Raw genomic sequence first — 25,524 nt, 5'->3', positions numbered from 1 at the left:
TTTCAACCCAGTCACCCTCACAGAATCCGAGTGGAAAATGAGCATAGGAACCATTCCATCAGGCCAACTGAATGGCCACGGGCTGCGCCCGAAACTGCGGATCGCCGTGGTGGGCGCGGGCTATTGGGGACCCAACCTGGCAAGGAACCTCAAAGCGAGCCCGGACTGGGAACTCGTGGCCATCTGCGACCTTGACGTGGAGCGGGGACTCCGCCTGGCGGAAACGGTGGGTGGGGTGGCCGTCGTCGAATCCCTCGACGAACTGTTGGACACCTACAACCTCGACGCCGTAGCCGTGGCGACGCCGGCCCACACCCACCACGGAGTGGTGATGACCGCCCTGCGGGCAGGCAAGCATGTACTGGTGGAGAAACCGCTGGCAGACAGCAGGGCAAAAGGCCTCGAAATGGTCGAGGAAGCCAAAGCCCGCGGCTTGGTCCTGATGGCCGACCACACCTACTGCTTTACCCCGGCGGTCCTGAAAATCCAGGAGCTGGTCAGCAGCGGCGCTTTGGGCGACATCCTGTACGTCGACTCGGTGCGTATCAACCTTGGCCTGGTCCAGCCCGATGTGAACGTGTTCTGGGACCTTGCCCCGCACGATCTGTCCATCCTGGATTTCATCCTCCCCGGCGGACTGCACCCGACGGAGATCTCCGCGCACGGAGCCGATCCACTCGGAACCGGGCGTGACTGCGTAGGCCACCTCACCTTCGGGTTGCCCAACGACGCCATGGTCCACATCCATGTGAACTGGCTCAGTCCCACGAAGATCAGGCAAATGATCATCGGCGGTTCGAAGAGGACGCTGGTATGGGATGACCTGAATCCCCAGCAGCGGCTCAGCGTCTACGACCGCGGCGTCAGCCTGGAACACCAGCCCCGCTCTGCCGCGGACAAGAAAGCGACCGCCATTTCCTACCGCCTGGGAGACACATGGTCCCCGGCCCTCCAGGAACGGGAACCCTTGACCCAGGTAGTGGCCGAGCTGGCCTCGTCCATCCGCAACCACTCGACTCCGCGAACCAGCGGCGAGTCCGGACTGCGCGTCCTGTCAGTCCTGGAAGCCGTCACCCAAAGCCTCGGCACCGACGGTCATGCGGCCGTTGTGGCGGGGAACGAAGTTTCCCTCCAGGTTGCCCAATGAACGCCCTCCTCGGCGCCACCGTCCTGGTCACGGGCGGGGCCGGCACCATCGGGTCCACCCTCGTGGATCAGTTGCTCGACGCCGGAGTGGCCCACGTGGACATCCTGGACAACCTGGTACGCGGCCGCAAAGCCAACCTTGACGATGCCATGGCCTCAGGACGTGTCCGTTTGATCGAGGGGGATATCCGCGAGCGCGACCTGGTCCACGATGTGACGATCGGCAAGGACCTGGTGTTTCATCAGGCGGCCATCCGCATCACCCAGTGCGCGGAAGAACCACGGCTCGCGCTGGAAGTACTGGTGGACGGGACGTTCACTGTCCTTGAAGCGGCCGTCCAGCACAAAGTAGGAAAGCTCATCGCGGCTTCCAGTGCGTCGGTTTACGGCATGGCAGAGGAATTTCCCACGACGGAACGCCACCACCACCACAACAACGACACCTTCTACGGCGCTGCCAAGTCGTTCAACGAAGGCATGGCCAGGAGTTTCCGGGCCATGTCCGGCCTGGACTACGTGCTGCTGCGCTACTTCAACGTCTATGGTCCCCGCATGGACGTCCACGGACTCTATACCGAGGTGCTGGTCCGCTGGATGGAGAGGATCGTTGATGGTCTTCCTCCGCTGATCTTCGGAAACGGTGAGCAGACCATGGACTTCGTGCACACGGCAGATGTGGCCCGGGCCAATGTCCTTGCAGCTGCGAGCCCCGTGAATGAGGGCGTGTACAACGTGGCCAGCGGTACGGAGACCAGCCTCGCTGACCTCGCCCGTACCCTGCTGCACGTCATGGATTCGCCTTTGCACCTGGAGCATGGGCCGGAACGGGCAGTGAACGGAGTTGTCCGCCGGCTGGCTGACACCACCCTTGCCCGGCGGGATCTGGGCTTTGAGGCCGCGGTGGGATTGGAGGACGGATTGCGTTCCCTCGTTGATTGGTGGAGGCCCCTCCGGGAGGAAATCGCCGCAGCCAGGTCCGCCACCCGGCCGGCAGTGCCTGCGGCAGGTGCACTATGACCCTGTCAGAGACCTCGCTGGCGCGTATCGACGTCATGAAGCCGTGGCTTGGAGCCGAAGAGGCCCAGGCCGTGGCGGAGGTCATCGCATCGGGCTGGGTTGCCCAGGGACCGAAGGTGCGCCAGTTCGAGGAAGCTTTCGCTGTGGAACAGCAGGCGGCTTATGCCGTTGCCGTCTCGAGCTGCACGTCCGCCCTGCATCTGGCTTTGGCCGTTGCCGGTGTTGGTCCCGGCGATGACGTGGTTGTGCCGTCCTTTTCCTTCATCGCCACTGCGAACGCGCCCACGTACGTGGGCGCACGGCCGGTGTTCGCCGACGTCGACCGCGTCACCGGCTGCGTGACGGCCGAAACCGTGGCCGCCGCGCTTACTCCTGCCACCCGGGCCGTGATCGCCGTGGACCAGGGTGGTGTGCCGGTGGACCTGGAACCCATCCGTGAGCTGTGTGATCCTTTGGGCATCGCGGTGGTGGAAGATGCGGCGTGCGCCATCGGGTCGCGCTACCGCGGGCGGCCGGTGGGTGCCGGTGCGGACGTGGCTGCATGGTCCTTCCACCCCCGCAAGATCCTCACCACAGGAGAGGGTGGCATGCTCTCGACGTCCCGGAAGGACTTCGGCGACCGTGCCCGCAGGCTCCGCGAACATGCCATGAGCGTTTCTGCCGCCGACCGGCATGCAAGCGTCCTGGCCCCGGCCGAGGAGTACCTCGAAGTTGGCTTCAATTACCGCATGACAGACCTTCAGGCCGCCGTCGGACTCGTGCAGTTGGGCCGGCTGGCCCAAGCCGTACGGCGGCGTCGTGAAATGGCCGCCAATTACGCTGAAGCGTTTGCCGGTGTGGAAGGACTGCGGCTCGTGGAGGATCCCGTGTACGGGGCGGGCAATTACCAGTCGTGCTGGCTGGAAATCGGTGACGCTTTCCCGTTGGGACGCGACCAGCTGATGGTCCGCCTGGCGGAGGACGGAATTTCGGCCCGCCGCGGCATCATGGCCGCGCACCGCCAGCCCGCCTATGCCGGGAGGGATACCGGCAGCGCAGCCCTCGACGCCACGGAATGGCTCACGGACCACACGTTGATCCTGCCCCTGTACCATCAGCTCACGCTCGCCGACCAGGTCCGCGTCATTGATTCCGTGCTCAGGGCGGCAGGGCGGGGACGATGAGCGAGTTGCTCCTGATCGCTGCAAGCGGCCTGGCCCGGGAAGTCCTGGCCATGGTCCGCACCAGCGGGCCGTTCGACGTCATCGGCATACTTGACGACGACGAAGACAAGCTCGGACGTGTTGTGGATGGAGCCCACGTACTCGGTCCCATCCGCGACGCCCTGAAATTCCCGCATGCACTACTGCTGGTCTGCATCGGATCGGGCAGCGGCAGGGAAAGCGTCGTCATGCGGCTTCGGGCGCTTGGGCTGTCCGAGGACCGTTACGCGACCGCCGTCGATCCCTCCGCCCATGTTCCGGAAGGGTGCCGCATTGGCCCCGGCAGCATCATCCTGGCGCACGTCACGATGACTGCTTCGGTGACCCTCGGCAGCCACGTCGTGGCCATGCCCGGAGTGACGTTCACGCACGATGATGTTGTGAGCGACTTCGCGACGTTCGCCGCGGGCGTGTCCCTGGGCGGGAACGTCCACATCGGCAGGTCAGCGTACATCGGAATGAACGCCAGCGTCCGCGAGCGCCGCACGGTTGGCGCCGGTGCCACCATTGGCATGGGTGCCGCCGTTCTGAGCGACGTTCCCGAGGATGAGACGTGGGCGGGTGTTCCTGCACGGATCATCCGGCGCGGCAACTACCCCGCGCTGGAGGGCATCCTGTGACTCTCCAGAAGCACGTGGCGACCCAACGCCGGCCAACGCCTTCAAGGGCCTTTGCGCTGAGCGTCATCAATGCGTTCGTCACGCGCCTGGGGACCATTGGGATTGGCATTGCCCTGGCCCGTTTGCTGGGACCGGAGGAGTTCGGTACGTACGCGGTGGCGTTCGTCGCCCTGATCGCCGTGTTGAGCTTCAACGAGTTGGGGGTGAGCCTGGCCATTGTCCGGTGGCCCGGGGACCCAAAGCATATCGCTGCTACGGTGACCACGATTTCCACGGCGTGCAGTGTTGTTCTCTTCGCTGCGTCCTATGTGGCTGCCCCGTACTTTGCTGCTGCCATGGGCAACGAGGCCGCCACGGATGTTGTCCGGCTGCTTGCCACCTGCATCGTCTTCAATGGCCTCGTGGCCACCCCCGCTGCCCTCCTGCAAAGAAACTTCCGTCAAGGGCAGCGGATGGCCATCGACCAGGTGAACGTGTGGCTCGGTGCGGGTGTTTCGCTGGTCCTGGTCATAGCCGGCATGGGGGCCATGAGCCTTGCCGTCGGCCGGGTGGCAGCAAGCATTGTGTCTGCCGTGCTCTTCGTCGTTTTTTCGCCGTTGCCTTACCGCTTCGGTTTTTCCCGTAAGGCGGCCCGCGAGCTGTTGTCGTTCGGGCTGCCGCTGGCAGGGGCGAGCCTGGTGGTTTTCAGCGTCGGCTACGTGGACCAGCTGGTGGCAGGCAAGATGCTGGGACCCGTGACGCTGGGACTCTACGTGATGGCGTTCAACATGGCCGGTTGGCCCGCGGCATTGTTGTCACAGCCCCTCAGGAGCGTCGCCCCGGCCATGTTTGCCCGCTTGCAGGACAATCCGGAAGATATGCGGGCCGCGCTGCTTTCCTTGCTCGGTGCATTGTCCGCGGTGCTCCTTCCGGTCTGCGCGGTGATGATGGGCTGCGCTGTCGCGTTGGTGACCTTGGTCTACGGGGATGCCTGGTCCTTGGCGGGCCTGGCCCTGGTATGGCTTGCACCGTTGACGGCACTGCGCATCCTTCACGAGCTGCTCTATGACTACCTCGTGGTGGTTGGCCTCTCCATGTCGATCTTCAGTGTCCAACTGGTGGCGCTGCTGGCATTGGTTCCAGGACTGATTGCCGGGGCCGCGCTTGGCGGGATGCCCGGCCTGGCCATGGCTCCGGCAGGGGTGGCCCTGCTGGTGACCACTCCCATGTATCTGAGGACCCTGCGCCGGGCGAACGTCGCCATGAAGGACCTGGCGGCCCGTGTTGCCGTTCCGCTCGCGCTGGCCGCCGTCACCGGTTACGCATCGTGGCTCGTGTCCCAGGCGCTGCACTCACCCTTGCCGGCTGTCCTTGCTTCCACCGGCATTGGACTCGTGGCCATGGGGGCCGCCCTCGCCCTGAGGCGCTCCGACGTCGCCGAAATCCGGCGCTGGGGCCGTGGCCGCGAGGAGGTGGCCCCATGAGGATCGTTGTCTACCCCCACGACCTTGGCCTCGGCGGCAGCCAACTGAACGCCATCGAACTGGGCGCCGCCGTCCAGGCGCTGGGACACGAAGTGATGCTGTTCGGACAGCCCGGCCCCTTGGTTCGCAGGGCCAGGGAACTGGGCCTCGAGTACATCCAGGCTCCAGTACCGGGGAAACGTCCCTCTCCGGCCGTGGTCCGGGCACTGGGACGCCTGGTCCGCGAGCGCGGCGTCGACATCATCCACGGCTATGAATGGCCCCCCGCCTTGGAATGCCTCGCCGCCAGCAAAATCGCGGGCGGTTCCGCCGTCGCCACCGTCATGTCCATGGCGGTTGCACCCTTCATCCCGTATTCCATGCCCCTGATGGTGGGAACAGAGCAGATCCGCCGCCATGAAGAGAAGGCTGGCCGGGGAATGGTCCGCCTGATGGAACCACCTGTGGATACTGCAGCCAACGTTCCGGATACGGGCGCTGCCACAGACGAATTCCGGGCAAGGTGGGGGCTGGCGGACGCGGCCATGCACGTTGTCTGTGTTTCGCGCCTGGCCCACGAACTGAAGCTGGAGGGAATTCTCGCGGCCATGGACGCCGTGGCGGATCTTTCCCGCGCAGGAGACGTGCGTCTGGTAGTTGTGGGATCCGGGCCTGCCGAGGCAACCGTCCGCGCACGGGCCGAACGGATCAATGCCGGGGCCGGACGCACTGTGGTTGTCCTGACCGGGGAAATCGAGGACCCACGTCCCGCCTACGGCATAGCCGACGTGGTCTTGGGAATGGGCGGCTCAGCCTTGCGGGGCATGGCGTTCGCCAAACCCCTGGTGGTCCAGGGCGAAGAGGGCTTTTGGGAGCTCCTCACGCCGGAATCGCTGCCAACCTTCCTGTGGCAGGGCTGGTACGGCGCAGGGCCCGGGAGTTCCGGGCAGGGAAGCGGGGCACTCACCGCCATCCTGGCCCGCCTGCTTGATGACCAGGGGCTGCGCATCGCCCTGGGAAGCTACGGCCGGCGCCTGGTTGTGGAACGTTTCTCCCTGGAGCACTCCGCACAACGGCAACTTGACCTCTACACGGAAGTTACCGGGTCACCGCAGCGGCCGCCTGCGCTGGCACCGGCCGAGGCGACGGCCCTGGCACGATATGCCGCCTACATTGCGCGACGCCGCTGGCTCCGGCTCCGCGGCAGGGCCGCCCTGGATGATTTCAATTCCCGCCCCGTGGCGTCCTCGCCACGTCCGGCCTGGAACCCCGCTGAGGTCCGGCCATGACGCAGACCATCATGTACATTTCCGGAGGTCGCTGGGACGGCATCGCCGGCACGGACCGGCTCCTCGCCGAGGCGCTCGCAGCACGAGGCGATGTGTTGTGGGCGGACCAGCCAGTCTCCGTCCACCGCTACGCCGACGTCCGCCGCCACGCGTTCAGGAGCCTCAACGGTGTTCCCGAACAGGTGGCACCGTCCATCAACCGGCTCCGCCTCCCTGCACTTCCCGGCTTCAGCCGCCCCCTGGTCCGGCGAAGCACCGAAGCACTGGCCATAAGGGCGCTGGCGTCCGCCGCGCAGAAGGCGGACATCGCCGTCGTCGTCAATTCCTCCCCGGTGGTGCCGTTCCCTGCAACCATCAGGGCTCCCCGGCTTCTCCACCTCACTGACGACTGGCTGGCGGCAGCGGACCTCCTTGGCTTGTCGCGCCGCCATGTGGAACGGGTCCTGCGGGCCAACTGCGCCATGGCAGATGTGGTCACCGCGGTCTCGCCAGGCCTGGCCGAAAAAATGACCGCGCTCGCTGGCCGCACAGTGGAACTGCTGCCCAATGGTTGCCGAACCCCGGCGGCAGGGGACCCGGACGCCGTGGTGCGGCCCGTTGCCGCCCTGGTGGGGCAACTGAACGAACGGCTGGACAAGGACATCCTCACCGAACTGGGCCATGCCGCAGTGCCCCTGGTGGTGGTGGGACCCCGGACCGAACGTGATCCGGGGATGGCACGGTTCCTGGATGGCTTCCTGGCCCTGCCGTCGGTGGATTGGCGCGGTGCAGTCCCCGCCGAAGAGGTGGCCCGGATCCTCCAAACAGTCGCGGTGGGCCTGACCCCGTACAGCGTTTCGGAGTTCAATACGTCAAGTTTTCCCTTGAAGACCCTCGAATACCTTGCATCAGGTGTTCCCGTGGTTGCGACGGACCTGCCCGCCACACGGTGGGTTGGGGGATTGTCCGTCGCCATCGCCGGGACACCAAGGGAATTCGTGGATCTTGTGCGTTCCAGGATCGTTGACCCGCCCGGCCCTGTGCGGCGGCTGGCGATCCAGGACTCGGCCCTCGCGCACACGTGGGATGTCAGGGCAGAACAGCTGCTTTCCCTTGTGGGCAAGCATCAAACCACGGAGTCGGGCAGCACACGCGGATCCCGTCATGTTGGGAGCAAATGATGCAATTTCGTACCGTCATAGCGAGCATAATCCGGCGGTGGTACGTGCTGGTCGCCGGCATCCTGGTCACCGGGCTGTTGTGCGTGGCCATCCAGATGAACGCCCCGGACAAGTTCAAAGCCCAAGCCAGCCTGGTGCTGATGCCCTCCAGCCAAAGCATCGGCAGCGCGGGCAACCCCTACCTCTACCTGGGAGGCATGAGCGAGGCACTGGACATCCTGATCCGCAAACTCTCCTCGCAGCCGGTCAAGGAGCGCGTCCTGGCGAACTTCGGCACGGCCACGTACACGGCCGAACCGGACCGCGGCACCAACGGCGCCATCCTGGTCATCACGGCAAATGCTGACTCACCGGAACAGACCATGTCCCTCCTCAAGGCCGTGATGGAGGAAACCCCGCGCTCCCTCAACGAGATGCAGGAAGCACTCAATGTCGCCGTTCCGGCCAGGATCACCACCATGAACCTGCTGGTGGACCGGCAGGCCGTGCCGGAGGTGAAAGCCCGGACCCAGCTGGTGTTGGTAGCAGGCGCCGGTGGCGTCGCCGTGACCCTGGTGATCGCCGTCCTCCTGGACGGGTTGCTCCTGACCCGGCGCCGCCGCAAGCTCGCAGCAGAGCAGGAAATCACCGTGGACCCCTTGGCCGCCTCGCCGGTGAGATCCCGTAACCGGAACAAGACCCAGGCCACCACGGAACCTGAAGCTGACGGCGTCCTGCCCTTGTCTTCCGGACCAAGTTAGCCATGACGGCGGCTACATTCCTCGGGATCCTCCTGCGCCGTTGGTACGTAGTAGCCATAGGCCTGGTGCTGGGCCTGGCTGCATTGGGCGCCATCAGATCCTCCGAGCCCGTTTTCTGGACCGAGGCAGATGTCACCTTCCTCGCCCCGGAACGGGAACCTGCCTATTGGATCTCAGGGGGCAGCGCCATGACGTTGGTGGAGTTCGCGGACATGGTCAAGCGCCGGGTCAACCAGGATTCTGCTGCCGTGGACCTGGTCCTGACGAGCGGAACACTGTACGGCGCAGGAGTCCAGCAGGGCTACTCCGTTACCTTGCCCAACAATGGTGGCCAGTGGAACAAGACCTTCAGCCAGCCCGTGCTCAAAGTGCAGGTTGTGGATTCGAGCGCGGAGAAGGTGAACCAGGTGCTGGCGAACGTCCTTGACCGGATCAACGACGCTACCGTCGCGCTGCAATCCGAAGCCAAGGTCAAAGGGGACCTCATCTCCACCCAGACCACTCCGTCCAAATCGGAGGTGGTCTTCGGCGGTGGAACTCCGGTCACGCGGCTCAAAGGAGCGGTGGTGCTCGAGGCGCTCTGCCTGGCGGTCACGTCCGTGGCCACCATCTACATTGACCGCATCATGGTCCGCCGCCGCCAGAGCAAGATGCAACCAAGGGAGGTGTCCGATGCCAAGGCCCGGGTCTGAGCGGAACACGCTGCTTGCCAACCCCACACCCCTCGAACCCGCTGAACGCAGGGACGTCTCATCGTTCGTCATCGTCTACCTGCTACTCACCTGTGCCATCCCTTCCAACCTGACACTCACCGCCTTGGGGTCCGTGGGCAGGCCCAGCACCCTGTGCGGGCTCCTGGCCTTCGCGTGGTGGTTGCTGTACCAACTGCAGCGCACCACCCCAAGCCGTGCTGGAACGCAAATGGTCCGCAACGCCATGGCCGTTTTCCTGGCCATGGCGTTGGCCAGCTACGCCCTGGCCATGCTCCACGGAGTCCCCGCACCCGAAACGAGCCCGGCCGACAGCGGCATCATCCGCCTGACGAGCTGGGCGGGCATCTTCTTGCTGATCAACGATGGCCTGGCCAGTCGCCGAACCCTGATGAAGGTCCTCCGCGCCCTGGTCCTGGTGGGAACAGGAACAGCACTGCTGGGCCTCCTGCAGTTTGCCACAGGCCAGTCGCTGGTGGACTGGATCAGCTTGCCCGGGTTCAGCGCCGCCTCGGAGCTCACCGGCGTACAGTCCAGGGGTGGCTTCGTCCGCGCGGCCGGCATGGCCAGCCACCCCCTGGAGTACGGCGTCGTCCTGGTGGCCTCCCTCCCCGTAGCCATCGCATTCGCCGTGACCGACAGGCACCGGGGATGGCTCCTCAGATGGTCACCGGCAGCGATCATCTCTGCCGCAGCCGTCCTCTCGGTGTCCCGTTCAGCGCTCACAGCCTTCGCCGTCGCTATCGTCGCTCTGGTTCCGTCATGGCCCAAAAAGATCCGACGCCGGGCGATCCTCCTGGCCGTCGTCCTGGCCGGCGCCCTGTACGTCCTGACTCCCGGCATGCTGGGTACCCTTCGCGGACTCTTCACGGTGGGAACCGAGGACCCGAGCATCAGCTCCCGCACCAGCGCCTACAGCACTGCGTTCGGGATGCTGGCCAACAACCCAATCGTCGGCCGGGGGTTCGGAACGTTCCTGCCCGATTACGTGATCGTGGATAACCAGTACCTTGGCACCCTCGTGGAACTTGGAGTCCTCGGCCTCCTGGCCTTCCTTGGGGTCATCGCCTGCGCGCTCGCCGCCACCTGGCGGGCCAGGAAACTCGCCACGGATCCCGCCGCCCAACAGCTCTCCCAAGCGGTCCTGGCATCAGTAGCAGCAATCGCGGTCACCTTCGCCTTCTTCGATGGATTGTCCTTCGCCATGTCCGCCAGCGTACTGTTCTTCATGCTCGGAATCTCCGGAGCGCTGTGGCGGCTGGCCCGCACGGACGCAGCCCTCGAACCCACTCCACACTGACCACCGGGAATCGGGGAACCATGAACCGCAGGTCCGCGGCAATACTCGGAGCGCTGGCACTGCTCTGCCTCCTGGCAGGTGCCACCATCAGCGGGGGAGCACCCCTCGCGGGCACGGCGCCACAACCTGAACCAACACACCCGGCGGGCACTGCACTGCGCCCTGTCGACGGCGGACCGGGCTTCTACGGACAATTCCGCAACCCATTGCCTACCGATCCGGGCTACTTTCCCGTGGGTGTCTGGTTCGAAAGTGCCTTGGAAAAGGACTATGTGGCCAAGGACCTCGCGGCGGGACTCAACACGTACGTCGTGCTCACACCGGACTCCGACATGGAACTCATCAAGTCCTCCGGAATGTACGCCATACCCACCTACCCGGCCGGGACAGCCTCAGGCTTCGCGTTGGGTGACGAAGTGGACATGTGGGCCGGCGGCGGTGACGGCGCGTGGAGCGGCAAATACCCAGGGGAGGGCACCATCTGCGTTCCCGAACAAGCCAAATGCGGCTACACGGTCCAGGGCCAACTGCGCGCCGCCGCGCCGCCAGGCACCATGGTCTACGCCAACTATGGCAAGGGCGTCACTTTCTGGCTGTCCGACGAACAATCCCAACGGTTCATCCGGCAGTACCAGGACCTCGTCTCGGCAGACAACTACTGGTTCACGGACCCCAACATCTGCGCCAAGACCGAAGGCGGCGCCATCAACGGCTACCTCCGGGACCTCACCCCCGCAGAATGCCGGCTCGCGGCCAATTACGGGTGGACGGTGGAGCGCATCCGCCAACTCACGGGAGGCAACCAACCCGTATGGGCTTTCGTCGAGGCAGGCCACCCGTTCGAGGACTCACCAGCCGCTGCCACCATTACTGGTCCCCAACTGCGTGCGGCCGTATGGAGCAGCCTCATCCACGGTGCCCGCGGAATCGTGTACTTCAACCACAGCTTTGGCGGGGACTGTGTGACCCAGCACGTGCTTCGTGACTGCCCCGGCGACGTCCGGCCTGCGGTCACGGCAGTGAACCACCAGATCAAGCAGCTCGCCCCCGTGCTGAACGCCCCGTTCCTGGATGGTGCCGCCACCGCATCCGGTCCCGTGGATGTCGCGACGAAACTCCACAACGGGCAGGTCTACGTCTTCTCCGGTGCCAACACCCAGGCCGCAGGCCAAGCCACCTTCCACCTCGCCTGCGGCGGCAGCACCGCCGTCGTGATCGATGAAAACCGCACCCTTCCCGTCACTGACGGAACGTTCACCGACAGTTTCGCCGACGGCAACGCGGTCCACCTCTACCGCATTGAAGGAGGCACCAGCTGCGGCTGGTGACCTAGCGGCTGCTGTTGTCCCTCTCCCAGGCCACCGCCGGGGTGCCCGGGCGTAGTGCACGACGGCGGCCCGCACCTGCGAAGGCCGCATACACCAACGCGTCGAAGGCCGTCAGCGGACCACGGACCGATTCCACCAACTGCCGCAGCGTCCTGGAAGCCGAGGCATCACCGGAAACCGCATCCTGCTGGGCGTTACCCGAGGACGTACGCCGCAGGACGGCCATCAAGGCAGACGGGGAACGGGGGGTCCGAACCACCACCGGTTCCGTGTCCAGGACGGCCTTCTCCTCTGCCGTGAACAACCTGTCAACGTAGTAGTCGTCGCCACTCAGCGGCGGAAAGGTCCCCAAGCGGGCGTGTCCCGCCTCGCTGAGCGCATAGGCCCCCGCACCCCACAAGCCCTCCGAGTTCCCGGGGATCCTGGTCCTGGCCCGGTAATAGGCGCGGACAAGGAACGTTGCACCCGTGGTGTCGTACCGGTAGGCGGGGCGCCCGGCAAGGAGACTACCCTCCGTCAGCGCCGAGAACACCGCAGCCAGGGCACCGGCCGTCACTTCTATGTCGGCATCCAGGTACAGCCGTGGCCACAGCTGCGCAGCCCCATCAGCGGTATTCAAAGCCGCCACCTTCGAAGCTGCCTCCACCTCGATGACACGCACGCCGTCGTAAGTCGCCGCAATGGCCTCCGTCCCATCCGTACACCCATTGCAGGCAACAATCACCTCCACGGTGCCCCAAGCCAGCACCTCCCGCAACGAATCCAGCGTCCGCCCAATCACCGCGGCCTCATTGTGCGCCGGAATAATCACCGAGCCCACCGGGCGAACAACCGGTCCCGGCTTCGGGTAGGCTCCCGCATGGGGCAAAGAGGCCCAACGCCTGCGGCTCAGCAACGCCACAGCGGCCTCCCGGTGACCGGGTTTCCCGAGGCGCGCAATCTCCGAGCCCAGCACCGCCAGCCGGAAAGCCCCCGAACGCCCACGGCCCAGATGCTTCTCCGCATACCGCACCCGGTTGACCGACATCAGGGCCGACAACTGCGCAGACGAACCCGACCCGCCACGCTCGTGCCACATCCTGGCAGACGGCTCAAACCAAATCGGGAAGCCCAACTCCCTGACCCGCCGGCAAAAGTCTGTTTCCTCCGAGTAGAGGAAGAACTGTTCGTCCCACTCGCCCACGGCCTCGGCCACCCTCGCATCGATCAGCAAGGCCGCACCCGTTGCCCACTCCACAGCGTGGGCATACTTGTAGCTCTCTGCATCAAAGTCCATCTCGGACAACCATCCGGGCCGTCCGGGCAGACGGCTTCCCATGGCCGCGTCGCCCAGCGCTCGCAGGATGCTGGGTTCGCGCCGCAAAGAGGGATAGACGCTACCGTCGTCATCGAGGAGAACAGGTACCACCGCACCGGCGCCCGATGCCGTCATGCGGCGCCGCAGCGCAGCCACCGCGCCCCGTTCCACGCGCAGGTCGGGGTTGAGAATGAGGAAGGCACCAGCCGGACCAGCGGCCCGGAGCCCCACGTTGATTCCACCGGCATACCCCAGGTTGCCGCCCGTGCTCTTGGCAATCACATCGGGATGGTCCGCCAGGGCTGCCATGGTGTCGCCGTTTGGTGAGTTGTCCGCCACCACTACCTTGAGCGTCTGGGTTGCCGTTTCGGCCCGGAGGCTTTCGATGAGCGGGCCAATATCATCGGCGTTGTTGTAGGTCACCACCACGACGGTGATGTCCGCTTGGTCTTCCGCCGAAGCGAAGGTGCCCGGCGCCTGGAGTGGCGCGTGCGCAGGTTGTCCCACCGCGCGGGTCATCCCGGACGCGGCGGACAGTCCACTGTCCCGCCGCAGGTGGAGGTAGGCCTCGGGGCCGTCCACGAGGTAGCGGTGGGCCAGCCGGCGGGGCTCGAGCATGAGGCGCCATGCCCATTCGAAGCCATGTCCGGCCACCCAGGCCGGTGCCCTCGTGATGCGGCCGGCAAGGAAGTCCACCACGGCGCCGAACGCCAGAAGGACCTTGGCTCCTGTCAGATGGCCGTACTCGGTGATCCACAGTTCCTGGCGGGGTTTGCCCAATCCCACCACCAGGAGGTCTGCGTCGCTGGCAGCTATCTCACCGGCCAGTCGCCTCGATGCCTGCGGATCGCTGATCTCGGACCGTTCCGGGGACCACCAGCCAGCGATGGCCAGTCCCGGACGATCCGCGGCGAACCGCTGGCGGATCAGCTGCTGGGCCTGCCCTGACCCACCGAGGAAGCCCACGCGCAATCCGCGTCTCTCTGCTTCGTCGAGGAGGGGTCCAACCAGGTCGCTGCCCGCCAGCCGTGGCCACGGCTTGCCGGTGAGGCGCTCCGCTTCCACGGCAAGGGGAGCGCCATCGATGAGGGTGAGCCACTCAATCGCGGGGCCGGCCATCGTTCCTGCCCAACGGCTTCCCGTGCCGAAGTGCCGGATGTGGTCCAGGTTCGCTGAGCACACACCGAGGGGCGGTGTTCCCAGGTGTGTGGCGCGGTCCATGATGAAGCGGACGGCCTCCGGGAACTCCATGAGCCGGACCGAGGAGCCGCCGAGACAAAGCTCCTTGGCTTGGGCCGCCTGTGGCGCTGCTGGAGGGTGGTAACTCAGCCGTCCGGCGAGGTCGTGGAAAAGGCCCCCGATGGGGAAGGTCTTTGACTGCAGCATTATCGGCTCTCCAGACGCAAGGTCTCGCTCGGGTCCAACTCAAGGCATGGACAATTGACCGGCGATCCCTGGCCGCTGCACTGCCTTGGATCGCCGCGGGCAACTGGTGCTGCCCGTACTTGCTTGAGTTGTCTCCCGGCCCCGTCTGATCGAGGTTGCCGTACGGCCACTGTAGGACGTTTTGTGCCGCAGGGCTAGGGTTTCAGGTCCTGCAGGTACTCCTTGAGCCGGACGTGTGCCTCCGGGGGCACGAATCCGGCCGCCTTGATCCTGCCAAGATCCAGCACGCTTCGTCGCGGACGGGCCGCCATGCCGGGTTTGGCGTACTCTTCGGCGCTCACCGGGGTCACCAGCCCGGGATCCACGCCGCTGAGGCGGTAGACGTCCCGCGCGATGTCCGCCCACGATTGCACCGGCCCGTCGTTGCTGACGTTGTACGTTCCATACGGAGCGCCGGTGCCCAGCAAGTGCCTGATCGCCGCCGCGATGTCCTCGGCAAACGTCAGGCGCCCCCACTGATCGTCGACGACGGACGGTCCTGCACCGCGTCCGGCCAGCGCGGCCATGGTGCGCACGAAGTTCTTTCCATCGCCTACCACCCAGCTGCTCCGGAGGATGTAGTGCTTCGGTGCCACAGCAGCGGCCGCATCGCCCGCGGCCTTGCTCTGCCCGTAGACGCCGAGGGGACTGGGTTGCTCGTCCTCGCCGTGGATCTCCGCCGTGCCGTCGAAGACGTAGTCGCTGGAGACGTGCACCAAGGTCAGTGAATGGTCGACGGCGGTCCTCGCCAGGTTCGACACCGCACCGGCATTGACCTGCCAGGCCGCAGTCCGGCCCGCCGGGGTTTCGGCGGCGTCGACGGCGGTGTAGGCGGCGGCGTTGATGACCGTGGCGTACTTCCGCCAATCGGCCCGGTCAAAGGAGCTGCCATCCGTGACATCAAAGTCCGCCCGGTCAAAGAAGTCCACGGTGTCCAGATGCGCGAAGACCTTCCGCAAGGCGGACCCCAGTTGGCCGTTGGCGCCCAGAACCATGGTCCGGAGCGGCTTCATGGGAGCAACCTGGGCCAAGGATGGGTGCTGTTGGTCCTGGGTGGACATGGTGGCTTCGGCCAAGGGGATCGGCCACGGCACAGCAGCGGTGGCGTCGGCCAGGTTCAGGAACGTGTAGTCGGCCTGGGCTTCGGAGCTCCAGTGGTCGTTGACCAGATACGTGTACGCCGTGTTGTCGTCAAGGGTTTGGAAGGCGTTGCCCACGCCCCGCGGGACGAAGACGGCCTCGCCGGGACCCATTTCGGTGAAAAACACCGTGCCGAATCCCGGACCGCTCCTCAGGTCCACCCACGCTCCGAAGATCCTGCCGGAAGCTACCGAAATGAACTTGTCCCACGGCTCGGCATGGATTCCCCGCGTCGTACCGCGTCGGGCATTGAATGAGATGTTGTTTTGCACGGGCCCGAAGTCGGGCAGGCCCAGGGCGCCCATTGTCCTGCGGTTCCAGTTCTCCTTGAACCAGCCTCTTTCGTCTGCGTGCACCGGCAGGTCGAAGAGCAGTAAACCGCGGATCGGGGTGGACCGGGACGTCAACTCTTTGGGTGTCGGCATCGGCGCTAGTGACCTTGCCCTGCGTACTTCACTTCAGTTTCGGCTTTTTGCGGCCGCCACCAGTCCTCGTTCTCCTGGTACCACTGCACTGTAGCCGCCAGTCCGGCGTCGAAATCTTCGAACAGCGGCCGCCACCCGAGCTCGCGTCGCAACTTGGTGGAGTCTATGGCGTAGCGCAGGTCGTGGCCTGGGCGGTCCGTGACGAGGTCGTAGGCATCGGATGGTTGGCCCATCAGGTGGAGCAGTTTCTCCACCACCGTGCGGTTGGACTGTTCCCCGTCGGCGCCGATCAAGTACGTCTCACCAATGCGGCCGCGTTCCAGGATGGCCGCCACCGCCGAGGAATGGTCTTCCACATGGATCCAGTCCCGGACATTCAGGCCTTGTCCGTAGAGCCGTGGCCGGTGTCCATCCAGGAGATTCGTGATCTGGCGGGGAATGAATTTCTCCACGTGCTGGTATGGCCCGTAATTGTTGGAGCAATTGCTGATGGTGGCCTGCAACCCGAAAGAACGGACCCAGGCCCGCACCAGCAGGTCCGAACCGGCTTTCGTTGCGGAGTAGGGGCTCGTGGGCCGGTACACCGAATGCTCGGTGAAACGGGTGGGCTCATCCAGGGCGAGGTCTCCATATACCTCATCGGTTGAGATGTGATGGAATCGCGTCCCGTGCTTCCGGGCAGCCTCAATGAGGGTGTAGGTCCCCAAGAGATTGGTGTCCATGAATGGCCTGGGATCCTGCAGGGAATTGTCATTGTGGGATTCCGCCGCGAAATGCACCACCGCATCAACACTGGCCGTAAGCCGGTCAACAAGCACGGAGTCGCAAATATCGCCCTTGATGAATTCGAATCTTTCCGGTGGCAGCCCGGCCAGGGATGATTCATTTCCCGCATAGGTCAATTTGTCCAGGACAGTGACATGAACGCTGCCGTGTTCCATGATGTAGTGGACAAAGTTGCATCCGATGAATCCGGCCCCGCCGGTGACAAGGATTCTCTGCATGGCGATAGCGTAACCGCCAGCACCGGTCACGGGCAGGGGAGAGGAGCGCAAAATGCGCGGAATTATTCTGGCAGGTGGAACGGGCTCACGGCTTCATCCCATCACGCTCGGAATCAGCAAACAATTGGTTCCGGTGTTTGACAAGCCCATGATCTACTACCCGCTCTGCACCCTCATGCTGGCGGGAATCCGCGACATCCTGGTGATCACCACCCCCAAGGACGCCCCCCAATTCGAGAACCTCCTGGGCGATGGCTCCCACTTCGGCATTTCCCTCACGTACGCCCAGCAGCCCACCCCGGACGGCCTGGCACAGGCCTTCATCCTGGGCGAGGAACACATCGGCGGCGGCAAGGTGGCGCTCATCCTCGGGGACAACATCTTCAACGGTCCCGGCATGGGTGCCCAGCTCCGGCATTACAACGACGTCGACGGCGGCGCCATCTTCGGCTACTGGGTCAAGGACCCGACGGCGTACGGCGTGGTGGAGTTCGACGACGACGGCCTCGCCATCTCGATCGAGGAAAAGCCCGCGCAACCAAAGAGCAACTACGCCGTACCGGGACTCTACTTCTACGACAACGACGTCGTTTCCATGGCCAAGGACCTGGCGCCCTCGCCCCGTGGCGAACTGGAGATCACGGACATCAACAGGAAGTACATGGAGCTTGGCAAACTCCACGTCCAGAAGTTCCCACGCGGCACCGCGTGGCTGGATACCGGTACCTTCGGCGACCTTAATGACGCCTCGAACTATGTCCGCACCACGGAAAACCGGCAGGGGCTGAAAATCGGCTCGCCGGAAGAAGTGGCATGGCGCATGGGCTACCTGAGCGATGACGAACTGCGCCGGCAGGCGGCCAAACTGGCCAAGAGCGGCTACGGGAGCTATCTCCTGGACATCCTGGACAGGCGCTAGGAAACGTCTTCCAGGGCCCGCGAAATTTCCGCCGGCAGGACACCCAGTTGCGCGTCGAGGAGTTCCTTGAGCTGGACTGCGTTGCGCGGTCCGACGATGGCGGTAGAGACGCCCGGGCGGGAGAGCAGCCAGCTCAGTGACACATCCAGCGGCGAGCGTCCCAGACCCCGCGCTGCCATGGCCACGGCTTCCACCACCCGGGAGGCCTGAGGGTCAAGGTACCTTTCCACGTACGCGGTCAACCGGCCCTGGGCTGCCCGTGAATCCGTGGGGATCTGTCCGCGGTACTTGCCGCTCAGCACTCCGCGGCCCAGTGGAGCCCAGGCCATGAGTCCCAGGCCGGCATCTTCAATGGCCGGGACAAGTTCATCTTCCGGCCGGCGCTGGAGGAGCGAGTACTCGGATTGGTTGGCCACGAGGGTGAAGCCGGCAATCGCCGCAGCTTTGGCTGTTTGCCAGCCGTTGTAGTTCGAAATTCCCACATAGCGTGCCCGACCGGTCCGCTGGGCCAGTTCCAGCGCAGACAGGGTCTCTTCGAGGGGAACGTTCGGATCCCACTCGTGGGCGAACCAGATGTCAATGTAATCCGTCCCCAGCCGCGCCAGGCTGGCGTCCAGCGCAGCCAGCATGGCACCCCGCGAAGCGTTGATGCTGCGACGGGATTCGGAACTGGACACGCCGGCTTTCGTGGAAAGGACCACTTCGGAACGGGCAACCACGTCTCCCAGCATGGAGCCGAGCATCGCTTCGGCCTGACCCTGGGCGTAGGACGCGGCGGTGTCGATCACGGTCCCGCCACCGTCCACGAAGGCATGCAGGAGGGCGGCGGCTTCCTGTTCGTCCGTCTCTTGTGCCCAGGACATGGTTCCAAGCGACAAAGAGGACACCCGGAACCCACTGTTTCCGACATAACGCTGCTGCATGCTGATAGCTTACGGGGAGTTCCCATACTTCATGACGTAGGGTCTATTCACGTGAACTGGATAGAAGCTGCCTTGCTGGGCCTGGTGCAGGGCCTCACCGAATTCCTCCCGATCTCTTCGAGCGCGCACCTGCGGATTGTGGGCTCGTTCCTCCCGAATGCCTCCGATCCCGGCGCCGCGTTTACGGCGATTACGCAGCTCGGCACGGAAACCGCCGTCATTGTGTATTTCTGGCGGGATATCGTCAGGATCATTCGCGCCTGGTTCGGTTCCCTGACCGGCAAAGTCGCCAGGAACAACCCCGACGCGCGGATGGGGTGGCTGGTGATCCTCGGCAGCCTGCCCATCGTCATTTTGGGCCTTTTGTTCCAGGACCAGATCGAATCCGTGTTCCGCAGCATGTGGATCGTTGCCACCATGCTGATCGTCTTCGGCATGATCCTGGCGGTGGCGGATGCCATAGGCAAGCAGGAAAGGGACCTTTCCCAGCTCAGCTACAAGCACGGCATCCTGTACGGCTTCGCCCAGGCCATGGCGTTGATCCCAGGCGTCTCCCGCTCCGGGGGCACCATCACTGCCGGCCTCCTGATGGGCTACACGCGTGAGGCGGCCGCCCGCTACTCCTTCCTCCTTGCGATCCCCGCGGTGTTCGGCAGTGGCTTCTACCAGTTGTACAAGACCGTCTCCAAGGAAGGGCTCGCCGGCCCCTACGGTCTCCCCGAGACTGCCCTGGCCACCGTGATCGCCTTCGTGGTGGGCTACGTCATCATTGGCTGGTTCCTCAAGTTCGTTTCGACCAGGAGCTACCGGTTGTTCGTTTGGTACAGGATCCTGCTGGGCTTGGCGTTGTATGTCCTGCTCGGTTTCGGTGTGATCAGCGCCTAGCACTAAGGTTGACTCGTGAAATCGTGGATCTCCCGCCCTGTTCCTGAGCTGCCCGGCAGCCCGGCGTCCCTGCGCCTTTTCGATACTGCCCTGGGGCAGGTGGTGGAGGTCGGCCACAAAGCGGACCAGTCCATGTACGTGTGCGGCATCACCCCGTATGACGCTACGCACATGGGCCACGCCGCCAGCTATGTGGCCTTCGACCTCCTCAACCGTGCGTGGCGTGACGCCGGAACCACAGTGTCCTACGTCCAGAACGTGACGGACATTGACGATCCCCTCCTGGAGCGGGCCAATGCCACCGGCGTGGACTGGCGGGAGCTGGCAGCGAGCCAGATCGAGCTGTTCCACACTGACATGGATGCCCTCAATGTCCTGGCTCCGGACCACTACATCGGTGCAGTGGAGGCCATCCCGGACATTGTGCCTGCGGTGGAGCGCTTGATCGCTGACGGCGTCGCTTACCGGGTCCAGGGTGCGGATGGCGAACCTGACGGCGACGTCTATTACGACGTCGAAACGGCCGGCAAACGCTCGGACGCCACCGATGCCTGGACCCTCGGTGACGTCTCCGGTCTGGGCGAAGCGGAAATGCTGGAGCTGTTCGCCGAGCGTGGCGGCGATCCGGCCCGCCCGGGAAAGCGCCAGGCCCTCGACCCACTGCTGTGGCGCGTAGCCCGCGAGGGCGAGCCGAGCTGGCCGGGCGCCAGCCTCGGTGACGGCCGGCCCGGCTGGCACATTGAGTGTACGGTGATCGCCCAGAAGTACCTCCCGGCACCGTTCACCGTCCAGGGTGGTGGCTCAGACCTCATCTTCCCGCACCACGAAATGGGAGCCGGCCACGCCTACTCCTTGGCCCATGTTCCCCTCGCACGGCACTACGCCCACGCCGGCATGGTGGGCCTTGACGGCGAAAAAATGAGCAAGTCCAAGGGCAACCTCGTCCTCGTTTCCAAGCTTCGCGCCGCCGGCGAAGAGCCTGCGGCCATCCGCCTGGCCATCCTTGCCCACCACTACCGTTCCGATTGGTCCTGGACTGCGGAGGGTTTTGCTGAGGCCAAGCAGCGGCTGGCCACGTGGCGCGAGGCAGCCCTGAAGGCACCTGCGGAATCGGCCATGCCGCTCATTGCAGCCATGCGCACTGAGCTGGCCAACGACCTGAACGCCCCAGGTGCCATCGCCGCCGTCGACCACTGGGCAGAATCGGCGCGCACTGCAGGCGCCGCCGAAGCCTCACCCGTGGACGGCGCCCTGGTGAAGGACGCCCTGAACGCCTTGCTCGGCGTCGAACTCTGAACCGAAGTGCAGTAAAACGAAGCGGCCCTGACGGATATCCGTCAGGGCCGCTTCGTTGCCGGCAGCAGCTGTACCAGCGGTCCGCCTAGGGGCGTTCCTTACCCCGCCGTTTGAGATAGCGTTCGAATTCCCGGGCAATGGACTCTCCGGAGGCCTCGGGAAGGTCCGCCGTGTCCTTGGCTTCTTCGAGTTGGCGAACGTAGGCCGCGATCTCCGGATCTTCCGTGGCGAGTTCATCCACGCCTCGTTCCCAGGCCTCTGACTCTTCGGCCAGCGTGCGGCTGTCCAAGGGAACCTGCAGCAGGTCCTCGATCTTGTGGAGGATCGCCAGCTGCGCTTTGGGCGACGGTGGCTGGGCAACGTAGTGGGGGACTGCGGCCCACAGCGAAACGGTGGGTAGTCCGGCGAGCATGGCGAACTCTGCCAGCACGCCCACAATGCCCACGGGTCCCTCGTACTGGGAGGCCTCGAGGTTGAGCCGCTCGCGCAGGGAGTTGTCCTCAGTGGTGGTGCTTACGGGGATGGGGCGGCTGTGCGGAACGTCGGCCAGCAAGGCCCCGACCAGGATCACGGAGTCAACCTTGAGTGCTTCGGCGTGGACCAGCAACTCAGTGGTGTAGGCGCGCCAACGGTACGACGGTTCCGTGCCGAGGACGAACACCACGTCAACATTGCTGTCCGGTATGGATGCCTTGTAGATCCGGGTGGACGGCCATTTCACCTTGCGGGCGCCGGACGAGGTACGCCGCACGGTGGGGCGGGTGAACTGGAAGTCGTAATACTCCTCGGCATCCACCGTGCCCACCTTCTTGCCATCCCACAACTTGTTCACATAGTGCAAGGCGTCGCTGGCGGCCTCTCCGGCGTCGTTCCAGCCTTCAAACGCGGCGATCATTACGGTGACACGTTGGCCTTCCGCGGGTTCCTTGAGGAAACGCTCGGGCTCCGCAACGGTGTCCTGTCCTTCGGGGGTCCCGTCCACACTGTTCATCCACTCACCCTACGTCCAAGACCCGCGTGGATGCATGGCATTTCACCGGGGCGCGTCCCCGGTCTTCGCCCACAGCGCAAGCACGGCAAGGTTGGCTCCGTGTTCCACGTAGACTTGAAGCCATGCATTCCTCACCCAGCCAGCCCTTCCTCAAAGCCGTGCTCTGGGATATGGATGGCACCCTCGTGGACACCGAACCCTATTGGATTGCTGCTGAGCGTGCCCTCGTGGAGGCCCACGGCGGTTCCTGGTCCCACCAACAGGCCATGCAGCTGGTAGGCCAATCCTTGCTCCACTCGGCTGCGATTCTGCAAGCGGCAGGCGTCCGGCTCGAGGCGCGCGAAATCATTGACACCCTCAGCTCCCAGGTGATCCAGCAGGTCCGCAACGAAGTTCCCTGGCGGCCCGGGGCCCGCGAGCTCCTGGAGGATCTCCACCAGGCCGGCGTCCGCTGCGCCCTGGTCACCATGTCCGAGGGCCCCTTGGCCGGCGTGGTGGTGGAAAGCCTGCCCAAGCCGTACTTCGAGTTCCTCGTCACCGGCGACACCGTGACTAACGGCAAACCCCATCCCGAGGCCTACCTGACGGCAGTCGACCGCCTGCGGCTGGACGATCCAACGCTGACCATCGATCACTGCGTGGCGCTCGAGGATTCGGTTCCGGGAGCCACCGCGGCCATGGCATCGGGAGTCGTCACCATCGGTGTTCCCCACCAAGTGCCCCTTCCGGACGATCCCCGCATGGTCCTGTGGGACACCTTGGTGGGCAGGTCCGCCGCCGACGTCTCCGGCCTCGTCCTTGACCGCTTCGCAGCAGCAAACCTGCTTGAAGGGGCCAACTAAGTGAGCAGTCCCTCCGCGCCACACCATGCCGCCACGAAGCGGGACGGCATACCCCTGGGCAAAATCGCCGGAATCCCCGTGTACCTGGCTTACTCGTGGTTCGTGATCGCCGGGTTTACGGTGATCGTTTACGGTCCGGCCGTGTTGGTTCAATTTCCTGGATTGGGTCTTGGCGCATACTTCGTGGCCTTTGGTTACGCACTGTTGCTGGCCGTGTCCGTGTTGGTTCACGAGCTCGCGCACGCTTTGAGTGCCAAGGCGTTTAAGTGGCCAACGGAGAAGATTGTTCTCAATCTTTGGGGAGGGCACACGCAATTCCAGAACTTCACGGCATCGCCCGGCCGTGCGGTGGTGGTGGCCATGGCCGGCCCCGCGTCAAACTTCATCCTGGCCGGGGCGTTGGCTCCGTTTGTGTTCGGCCATGCCTTCCACGGTGTCGTTGAGATGCTTGCGAACATTCTCATGTGGGCCAACTTCCTGATCGGCATCTTCAACGTCTTGCCCGGAACCCCTTTGGACGGGGGACGCCTCGTCGAGTCAGCCGTGTGGAAGGCCACCGGAAGCCAGGACAAGGGGACTATCGCCGCAGGGTGGTCGGGGCGTGTCATCGCGGTAGCACTGTTTCTCTGGTTCATTGCCCGGCCCTTCCTCAGCGGGGAGCGGTTGGACATTAACCTCATGTTGATCACTTTGCTGGTCTGCGGCTTCCTCTGGATGGGAGCATCCAGTTCCATCCAGCATGGTCGCCTACGCAGTCGTCTCTACCTGGTGAGCGCCGGCGGACTGGCCGATCCCGCCGTCGGCATCCCCAACTCCGCCAGCGTCGCGGACGTGGTGGCCATGTCACCGGAAGGACGTCCCGCCGTCGTGATCTGCGGTCCGGACGGTAAGCCCCAGGGCGTGGTGGACACCAGTGCGGCCGCCGCTGTGCCGCCTTATGCGTTGGAAACGACGCCGGTCACGGCGGTGGCGCACGCCCTCGCAGCCGGCGCCTACGTGCCGGAATGGTCGAAGGGCCAGGAGCTGATCCAGTACCTGGCCAGACTGGACGGCAACGAATATGCGGTGGTGGACCACAACGGCATGGTGACCGGATTGCTCCGCCAGCAGGCGGTGGTGACGGCCATAACAGGTAAAGAAGCCCGCGGAGGCGGGCGGGCCTGACGCCTTAGCCGGTAGAGTTACGTGCCGGCCCGAAAAGATCCAGACGAATTTTTGGCGCCCTCAGGGCAGCGATATATGGCGGCACAGCCGCACAGGAGTGAGGAACACCAGATGAGCAGCGAAACCGCCGCGGAAACGGCCACCACCGTCACCGGCGCGAGCCCGGCGGCCCAACCAACCGGCGCTGCGCGGCGCCGTGGACCCTTCCGCGTCGGCGAACGCGTCCAGCTCACGGACGAGCGTGGCCGCATGAATACCATCACGCTCGAGGTGGGCGGCGCCTTCCACACGCACCGTGGATTCCTGAACCACGATGAAATCATCGGCAAGGTGGACGGCTCGGTGGTCAGCAACAACATCGGCCAGCAGTACCAAACGCTGCGCCCGCTGCTTTCGGACTTCGTTCTTTCCATGCCGCGCGGGGCTGCCGTTGTGTACCCCAAGGACGCAGCCCAGATCGTCACCATGGCGGATATCTTCCCTGGTGCCCGCGTGGTGGAAGCCGGCGTCGGCTCCGGCGCCCTCTCGATCTCCCTGCTGCGGGCCGTCGGCGACGGCGGCTACCTCCACTCGTTTGAACGTCGCGAAGAATTCGCGGACATTGCCCGCGGAAACGTGGAGACCATCTTCGGCGGGCCGCACCCCGCGTGGCAGATCTCCTTGGGTGACTTCCAGGACGAAGTGGTCAAGGCTGAGGCCCCGGGGTCGGTGGACCGGGTTGTCCTGGACATGCTGGCGCCGTGGGAATGCCTCGAAGCCGTGGCAACCGTCCTGGCACCGGGCGGCGTCTGGATCAACTACGTGGCCACCGTGACCCAGTTGTCCCGGACCGCGGAGGCCATCAGGGCCGACGGACGCTTCACCGAGCCGGACGCCTGGGAATCCATGGTCCGCGGCTGGCACCTTGAGGGACTGGCTGTCCGCCCCGACCACCGCATGGTGGCCCACACCGGTTTCCTCCTGGTGACCCGGCGTCTGGCCGACGGCGTCCAAGGCATTTCCGTGAAGCGCCGCCCGTCCAAGACCGAGTTCAGCGAAGAAGACTTGAACGCCTGGACGCCCGGTGCCGTGGGGGAGCGTTCCGTCTCGGACAAGAAGCTTCGCCGTGCGGCCCGTGACGCAATCGCCGGCACCAACGTCCAGGACGATCCGCCGGTCACAAACTGACAAAGGTCACAATAGGGTCCGCATTCCGGATGTCTCCCAGCACCCTGAGCTTTTCGGGACTAAGGTCTTCTTAAGCGCAGGAAGGGGCTGAT

General features: G+C 64.9%; 22 protein-coding genes. 17 read left to right on the top strand and 5 right to left on the bottom strand.

Annotated elements, in window-relative coordinates; genetic code table 11:
- Positions 1-37 precede the first annotated feature (37 nt).
- Genes ACIQT2_RS00340 through ACIQT2_RS00290 form a run of 11 tightly spaced genes read left to right on the top strand, consistent with a single transcriptional unit; the run spans position 38 to position 11,954 of the window.
- Positions 38-1,147, top strand: a complete 1,110-nt coding sequence (locus tag ACIQT2_RS00340) for a Gfo/Idh/MocA family protein (RefSeq protein WP_397321831.1) — start codon at positions 38-40, stop codon at positions 1,145-1,147.
- On the top strand, positions 1,144-2,163 hold the full coding sequence (locus ACIQT2_RS00335) for an NAD-dependent epimerase/dehydratase family protein (protein WP_402942470.1): 1,020 nt from the start codon (positions 1,144-1,146) through the stop codon (positions 2,161-2,163). The genes ACIQT2_RS00340 and ACIQT2_RS00335 overlap by 4 nt, the downstream gene beginning before the upstream one ends.
- A complete protein-coding gene (locus tag ACIQT2_RS00330) occupies positions 2,160-3,326 on the top strand; it encodes a DegT/DnrJ/EryC1/StrS family aminotransferase (protein WP_402942468.1) in 1,167 nt (388 codons plus the stop codon). Before ACIQT2_RS00335 ends, ACIQT2_RS00330 begins: the two co-directional genes overlap by 4 nt.
- A complete protein-coding gene (locus ACIQT2_RS00325) occupies positions 3,323-3,985 on the top strand; it encodes an acetyltransferase (RefSeq protein ID WP_400332426.1) in 663 nt (220 codons plus the stop codon). The genes ACIQT2_RS00330 and ACIQT2_RS00325 overlap by 4 nt, the downstream gene beginning before the upstream one ends.
- Positions 3,982-5,448, top strand: coding sequence for an oligosaccharide flippase family protein (locus ACIQT2_RS00320; protein ID WP_402942464.1), 1,467 nt, complete (start codon positions 3,982-3,984; stop codon positions 5,446-5,448). Before ACIQT2_RS00325 ends, ACIQT2_RS00320 begins: the two co-directional genes overlap by 4 nt.
- Positions 5,445-6,716 carry a glycosyltransferase gene (locus ACIQT2_RS00315; RefSeq protein WP_402942462.1) on the top strand — a complete coding sequence of 424 codons (1,272 nt, stop codon included), beginning with the start codon at positions 5,445-5,447 and terminating at the stop codon, positions 6,714-6,716. Before ACIQT2_RS00320 ends, ACIQT2_RS00315 begins: the two co-directional genes overlap by 4 nt.
- Entirely contained in the window at positions 6,713-7,876 is a 1,164-nt protein-coding gene (locus ACIQT2_RS00310; RefSeq protein WP_402942459.1) for a glycosyltransferase, read from the top strand. The genes ACIQT2_RS00315 and ACIQT2_RS00310 overlap by 4 nt, the downstream gene beginning before the upstream one ends.
- Positions 7,873-8,616, top strand: coding sequence for a hypothetical protein (locus ACIQT2_RS00305; RefSeq protein WP_400332436.1), 744 nt, complete (start codon positions 7,873-7,875; stop codon positions 8,614-8,616). The genes ACIQT2_RS00310 and ACIQT2_RS00305 overlap by 4 nt, the downstream gene beginning before the upstream one ends.
- A 2-nt stretch (positions 8,617-8,618) precedes the next feature.
- Positions 8,619-9,308, top strand: a complete 690-nt coding sequence (locus ACIQT2_RS00300) for a hypothetical protein (RefSeq protein WP_400332439.1) — start codon at positions 8,619-8,621, stop codon at positions 9,306-9,308.
- Positions 9,289-10,626: an O-antigen ligase family protein gene (locus ACIQT2_RS00295; protein WP_402942455.1), complete on the top strand. Its 1,338-nt coding sequence runs from the start codon at positions 9,289-9,291 to the stop codon at positions 10,624-10,626. Before ACIQT2_RS00300 ends, ACIQT2_RS00295 begins: the two co-directional genes overlap by 20 nt.
- 20 nt (positions 10,627-10,646) lie before the next feature.
- Positions 10,647-11,954 (top strand): hypothetical protein, encoded by a 1,308-nt coding sequence (locus ACIQT2_RS00290; RefSeq protein WP_402942452.1) that lies wholly within the window; start codon positions 10,647-10,649, stop codon positions 11,952-11,954.
- A 1-nt stretch (position 11,955) separates the two neighbouring features.
- On the opposite strand, the gene ACIQT2_RS00285 is transcribed toward ACIQT2_RS00290, so the two are convergent.
- From ACIQT2_RS00285 to rfbB, 3 genes are all read right to left on the bottom strand, one after another.
- Positions 11,956-14,637, bottom strand: coding sequence for a WecB/TagA/CpsF family glycosyltransferase (locus ACIQT2_RS00285; RefSeq protein ID WP_402942449.1), 2,682 nt, complete (start codon positions 14,635-14,637; stop codon positions 11,956-11,958).
- Positions 14,638-14,831: 194 nt separating this feature from the next.
- Positions 14,832-16,241, bottom strand: coding sequence for a sugar nucleotide-binding protein (locus ACIQT2_RS00280; protein WP_400332452.1), 1,410 nt, complete (start codon positions 16,239-16,241; stop codon positions 14,832-14,834).
- 5 nt (positions 16,242-16,246) lie between these two features.
- Positions 16,247-17,245, bottom strand: coding sequence for a dTDP-glucose 4,6-dehydratase (gene rfbB / locus ACIQT2_RS00275; protein WP_400332454.1), 999 nt, complete (start codon positions 17,243-17,245; stop codon positions 16,247-16,249).
- A gap of 52 nt (positions 17,246-17,297) precedes the next feature.
- Between rfbB and rfbA the strand changes: the two genes are divergently transcribed.
- Positions 17,298-18,164, top strand: coding sequence for a glucose-1-phosphate thymidylyltransferase RfbA (rfbA, locus tag ACIQT2_RS00270; RefSeq protein WP_402942445.1), 867 nt, complete (start codon positions 17,298-17,300; stop codon positions 18,162-18,164).
- Here the strand turns inward: rfbA and ACIQT2_RS00265 are convergent.
- Positions 18,161-19,087, bottom strand: a complete 927-nt coding sequence (locus tag ACIQT2_RS00265) for an aldo/keto reductase (protein WP_397321849.1) — start codon at positions 19,085-19,087, stop codon at positions 18,161-18,163. The genes rfbA and ACIQT2_RS00265 overlap by 4 nt on opposite strands.
- A 51-nt stretch (positions 19,088-19,138) precedes the next feature.
- On the opposite strand from ACIQT2_RS00265, the gene ACIQT2_RS00260 reads away from it, so the two are divergent.
- A complete protein-coding gene (locus ACIQT2_RS00260; protein ID WP_402942442.1) occupies positions 19,139-19,972 on the top strand; it encodes an undecaprenyl-diphosphate phosphatase in 834 nt (277 codons plus the stop codon).
- A gap of 15 nt (positions 19,973-19,987) precedes the next feature.
- Entirely contained in the window at positions 19,988-21,268 is a 1,281-nt protein-coding gene (mshC, locus tag ACIQT2_RS00255; RefSeq protein ID WP_402942439.1) for a cysteine--1-D-myo-inosityl 2-amino-2-deoxy-alpha-D-glucopyranoside ligase, read from the top strand.
- 85 nt (positions 21,269-21,353) lie between these two features.
- Here the strand turns inward: mshC and ACIQT2_RS00250 are convergent, their stop codons facing one another.
- Positions 21,354-22,259, bottom strand: coding sequence for a PAC2 family protein (locus ACIQT2_RS00250; RefSeq protein WP_400332464.1), 906 nt, complete (start codon positions 22,257-22,259; stop codon positions 21,354-21,356).
- A 122-nt stretch (positions 22,260-22,381) separates the two neighbouring features.
- Here ACIQT2_RS00250 and ACIQT2_RS00245 point away from each other — a divergent pair, with 122 nt between their 5' ends.
- From ACIQT2_RS00245 to ACIQT2_RS00235, 3 genes are all read left to right on the top strand, one after another.
- Positions 22,382-23,101 (top strand): HAD family hydrolase, encoded by a 720-nt coding sequence (locus ACIQT2_RS00245; protein ID WP_402942436.1) that lies wholly within the window; start codon positions 22,382-22,384, stop codon positions 23,099-23,101.
- Entirely contained in the window at positions 23,102-24,265 is a 1,164-nt protein-coding gene (locus tag ACIQT2_RS00240) for a site-2 protease family protein (protein WP_402942434.1), read from the top strand. It begins immediately after the preceding gene.
- Between the two features lie 111 nt (positions 24,266-24,376).
- Complete coding sequence (locus tag ACIQT2_RS00235) at positions 24,377-25,432, top strand: tRNA (adenine-N1)-methyltransferase (RefSeq protein WP_402942431.1); 1,056 nt, start codon at positions 24,377-24,379, stop codon at positions 25,430-25,432.
- The last annotated feature ends 92 nt before the right edge of the window (positions 25,433-25,524 follow it).

It is taken from the genome of Paenarthrobacter sp. NPDC090522 (assembly GCF_044769225.1).
Taxonomy (GTDB): Bacteria; Actinomycetota; Actinomycetes; order Actinomycetales; family Micrococcaceae; genus Arthrobacter.
Note: the sequence above shows the minus strand (reverse complement) of the source record. Positions and strands in the feature narration are given on the sequence as shown.

Bases quoted from the DNA above. Each gene is read 5' to 3' on its own strand.
- ACIQT2_RS00340 (WP_397321831.1), top strand. From the start codon at position 38: ATGAGCATAGGAACCATTCCATCAGGCCAACTGAATGGCCACGGGCTG.
- ACIQT2_RS00335 (WP_402942470.1), top strand. From the start codon at position 1,144: ATGAACGCCCTCCTCGGCGCCACCGTCCTGGTCACGGGCGGGGCCGGC.
- ACIQT2_RS00330 (WP_402942468.1), top strand. From the start codon at position 2,160: ATGACCCTGTCAGAGACCTCGCTGGCGCGTATCGACGTCATGAAGCCG.
- ACIQT2_RS00325 (WP_400332426.1), top strand. From the start codon at position 3,323: ATGAGCGAGTTGCTCCTGATCGCTGCAAGCGGCCTGGCCCGGGAAGTC.
- ACIQT2_RS00315 (WP_402942462.1), top strand. From the start codon at position 5,445: ATGAGGATCGTTGTCTACCCCCACGACCTTGGCCTCGGCGGCAGCCAA.
- ACIQT2_RS00310 (WP_402942459.1), top strand. From the start codon at position 6,713: ATGACGCAGACCATCATGTACATTTCCGGAGGTCGCTGGGACGGCATC.
- ACIQT2_RS00305 (WP_400332436.1), top strand. From the start codon at position 7,873: ATGATGCAATTTCGTACCGTCATAGCGAGCATAATCCGGCGGTGGTAC.
- ACIQT2_RS00300 (WP_400332439.1), top strand. From the start codon at position 8,619: ATGACGGCGGCTACATTCCTCGGGATCCTCCTGCGCCGTTGGTACGTA.
- ACIQT2_RS00295 (WP_402942455.1), top strand. From the start codon at position 9,289: ATGCCAAGGCCCGGGTCTGAGCGGAACACGCTGCTTGCCAACCCCACA.
- ACIQT2_RS00290 (WP_402942452.1), top strand. From the start codon at position 10,647: ATGAACCGCAGGTCCGCGGCAATACTCGGAGCGCTGGCACTGCTCTGC.
- ACIQT2_RS00285 (WP_402942449.1), bottom strand. From the start codon at position 14,637: ATGCTGCAGTCAAAGACCTTCCCCATCGGGGGCCTTTTCCACGACCTC.
- ACIQT2_RS00280 (WP_400332452.1), bottom strand. From the start codon at position 16,241: ATGCCGACACCCAAAGAGTTGACGTCCCGGTCCACCCCGATCCGCGGT.
- rfbB (WP_400332454.1), bottom strand. From the start codon at position 17,245: ATGCAGAGAATCCTTGTCACCGGCGGGGCCGGATTCATCGGATGCAAC.
- rfbA (WP_402942445.1), top strand. From the start codon at position 17,298: ATGCGCGGAATTATTCTGGCAGGTGGAACGGGCTCACGGCTTCATCCC.
- ACIQT2_RS00265 (WP_397321849.1), bottom strand. From the start codon at position 19,087: ATGCAGCAGCGTTATGTCGGAAACAGTGGGTTCCGGGTGTCCTCTTTG.
- ACIQT2_RS00250 (WP_400332464.1), bottom strand. From the start codon at position 22,259: ATGAACAGTGTGGACGGGACCCCCGAAGGACAGGACACCGTTGCGGAG.
- ACIQT2_RS00245 (WP_402942436.1), top strand. From the start codon at position 22,382: ATGCATTCCTCACCCAGCCAGCCCTTCCTCAAAGCCGTGCTCTGGGAT.
- ACIQT2_RS00235 (WP_402942431.1), top strand. From the start codon at position 24,377: ATGAGCAGCGAAACCGCCGCGGAAACGGCCACCACCGTCACCGGCGCG.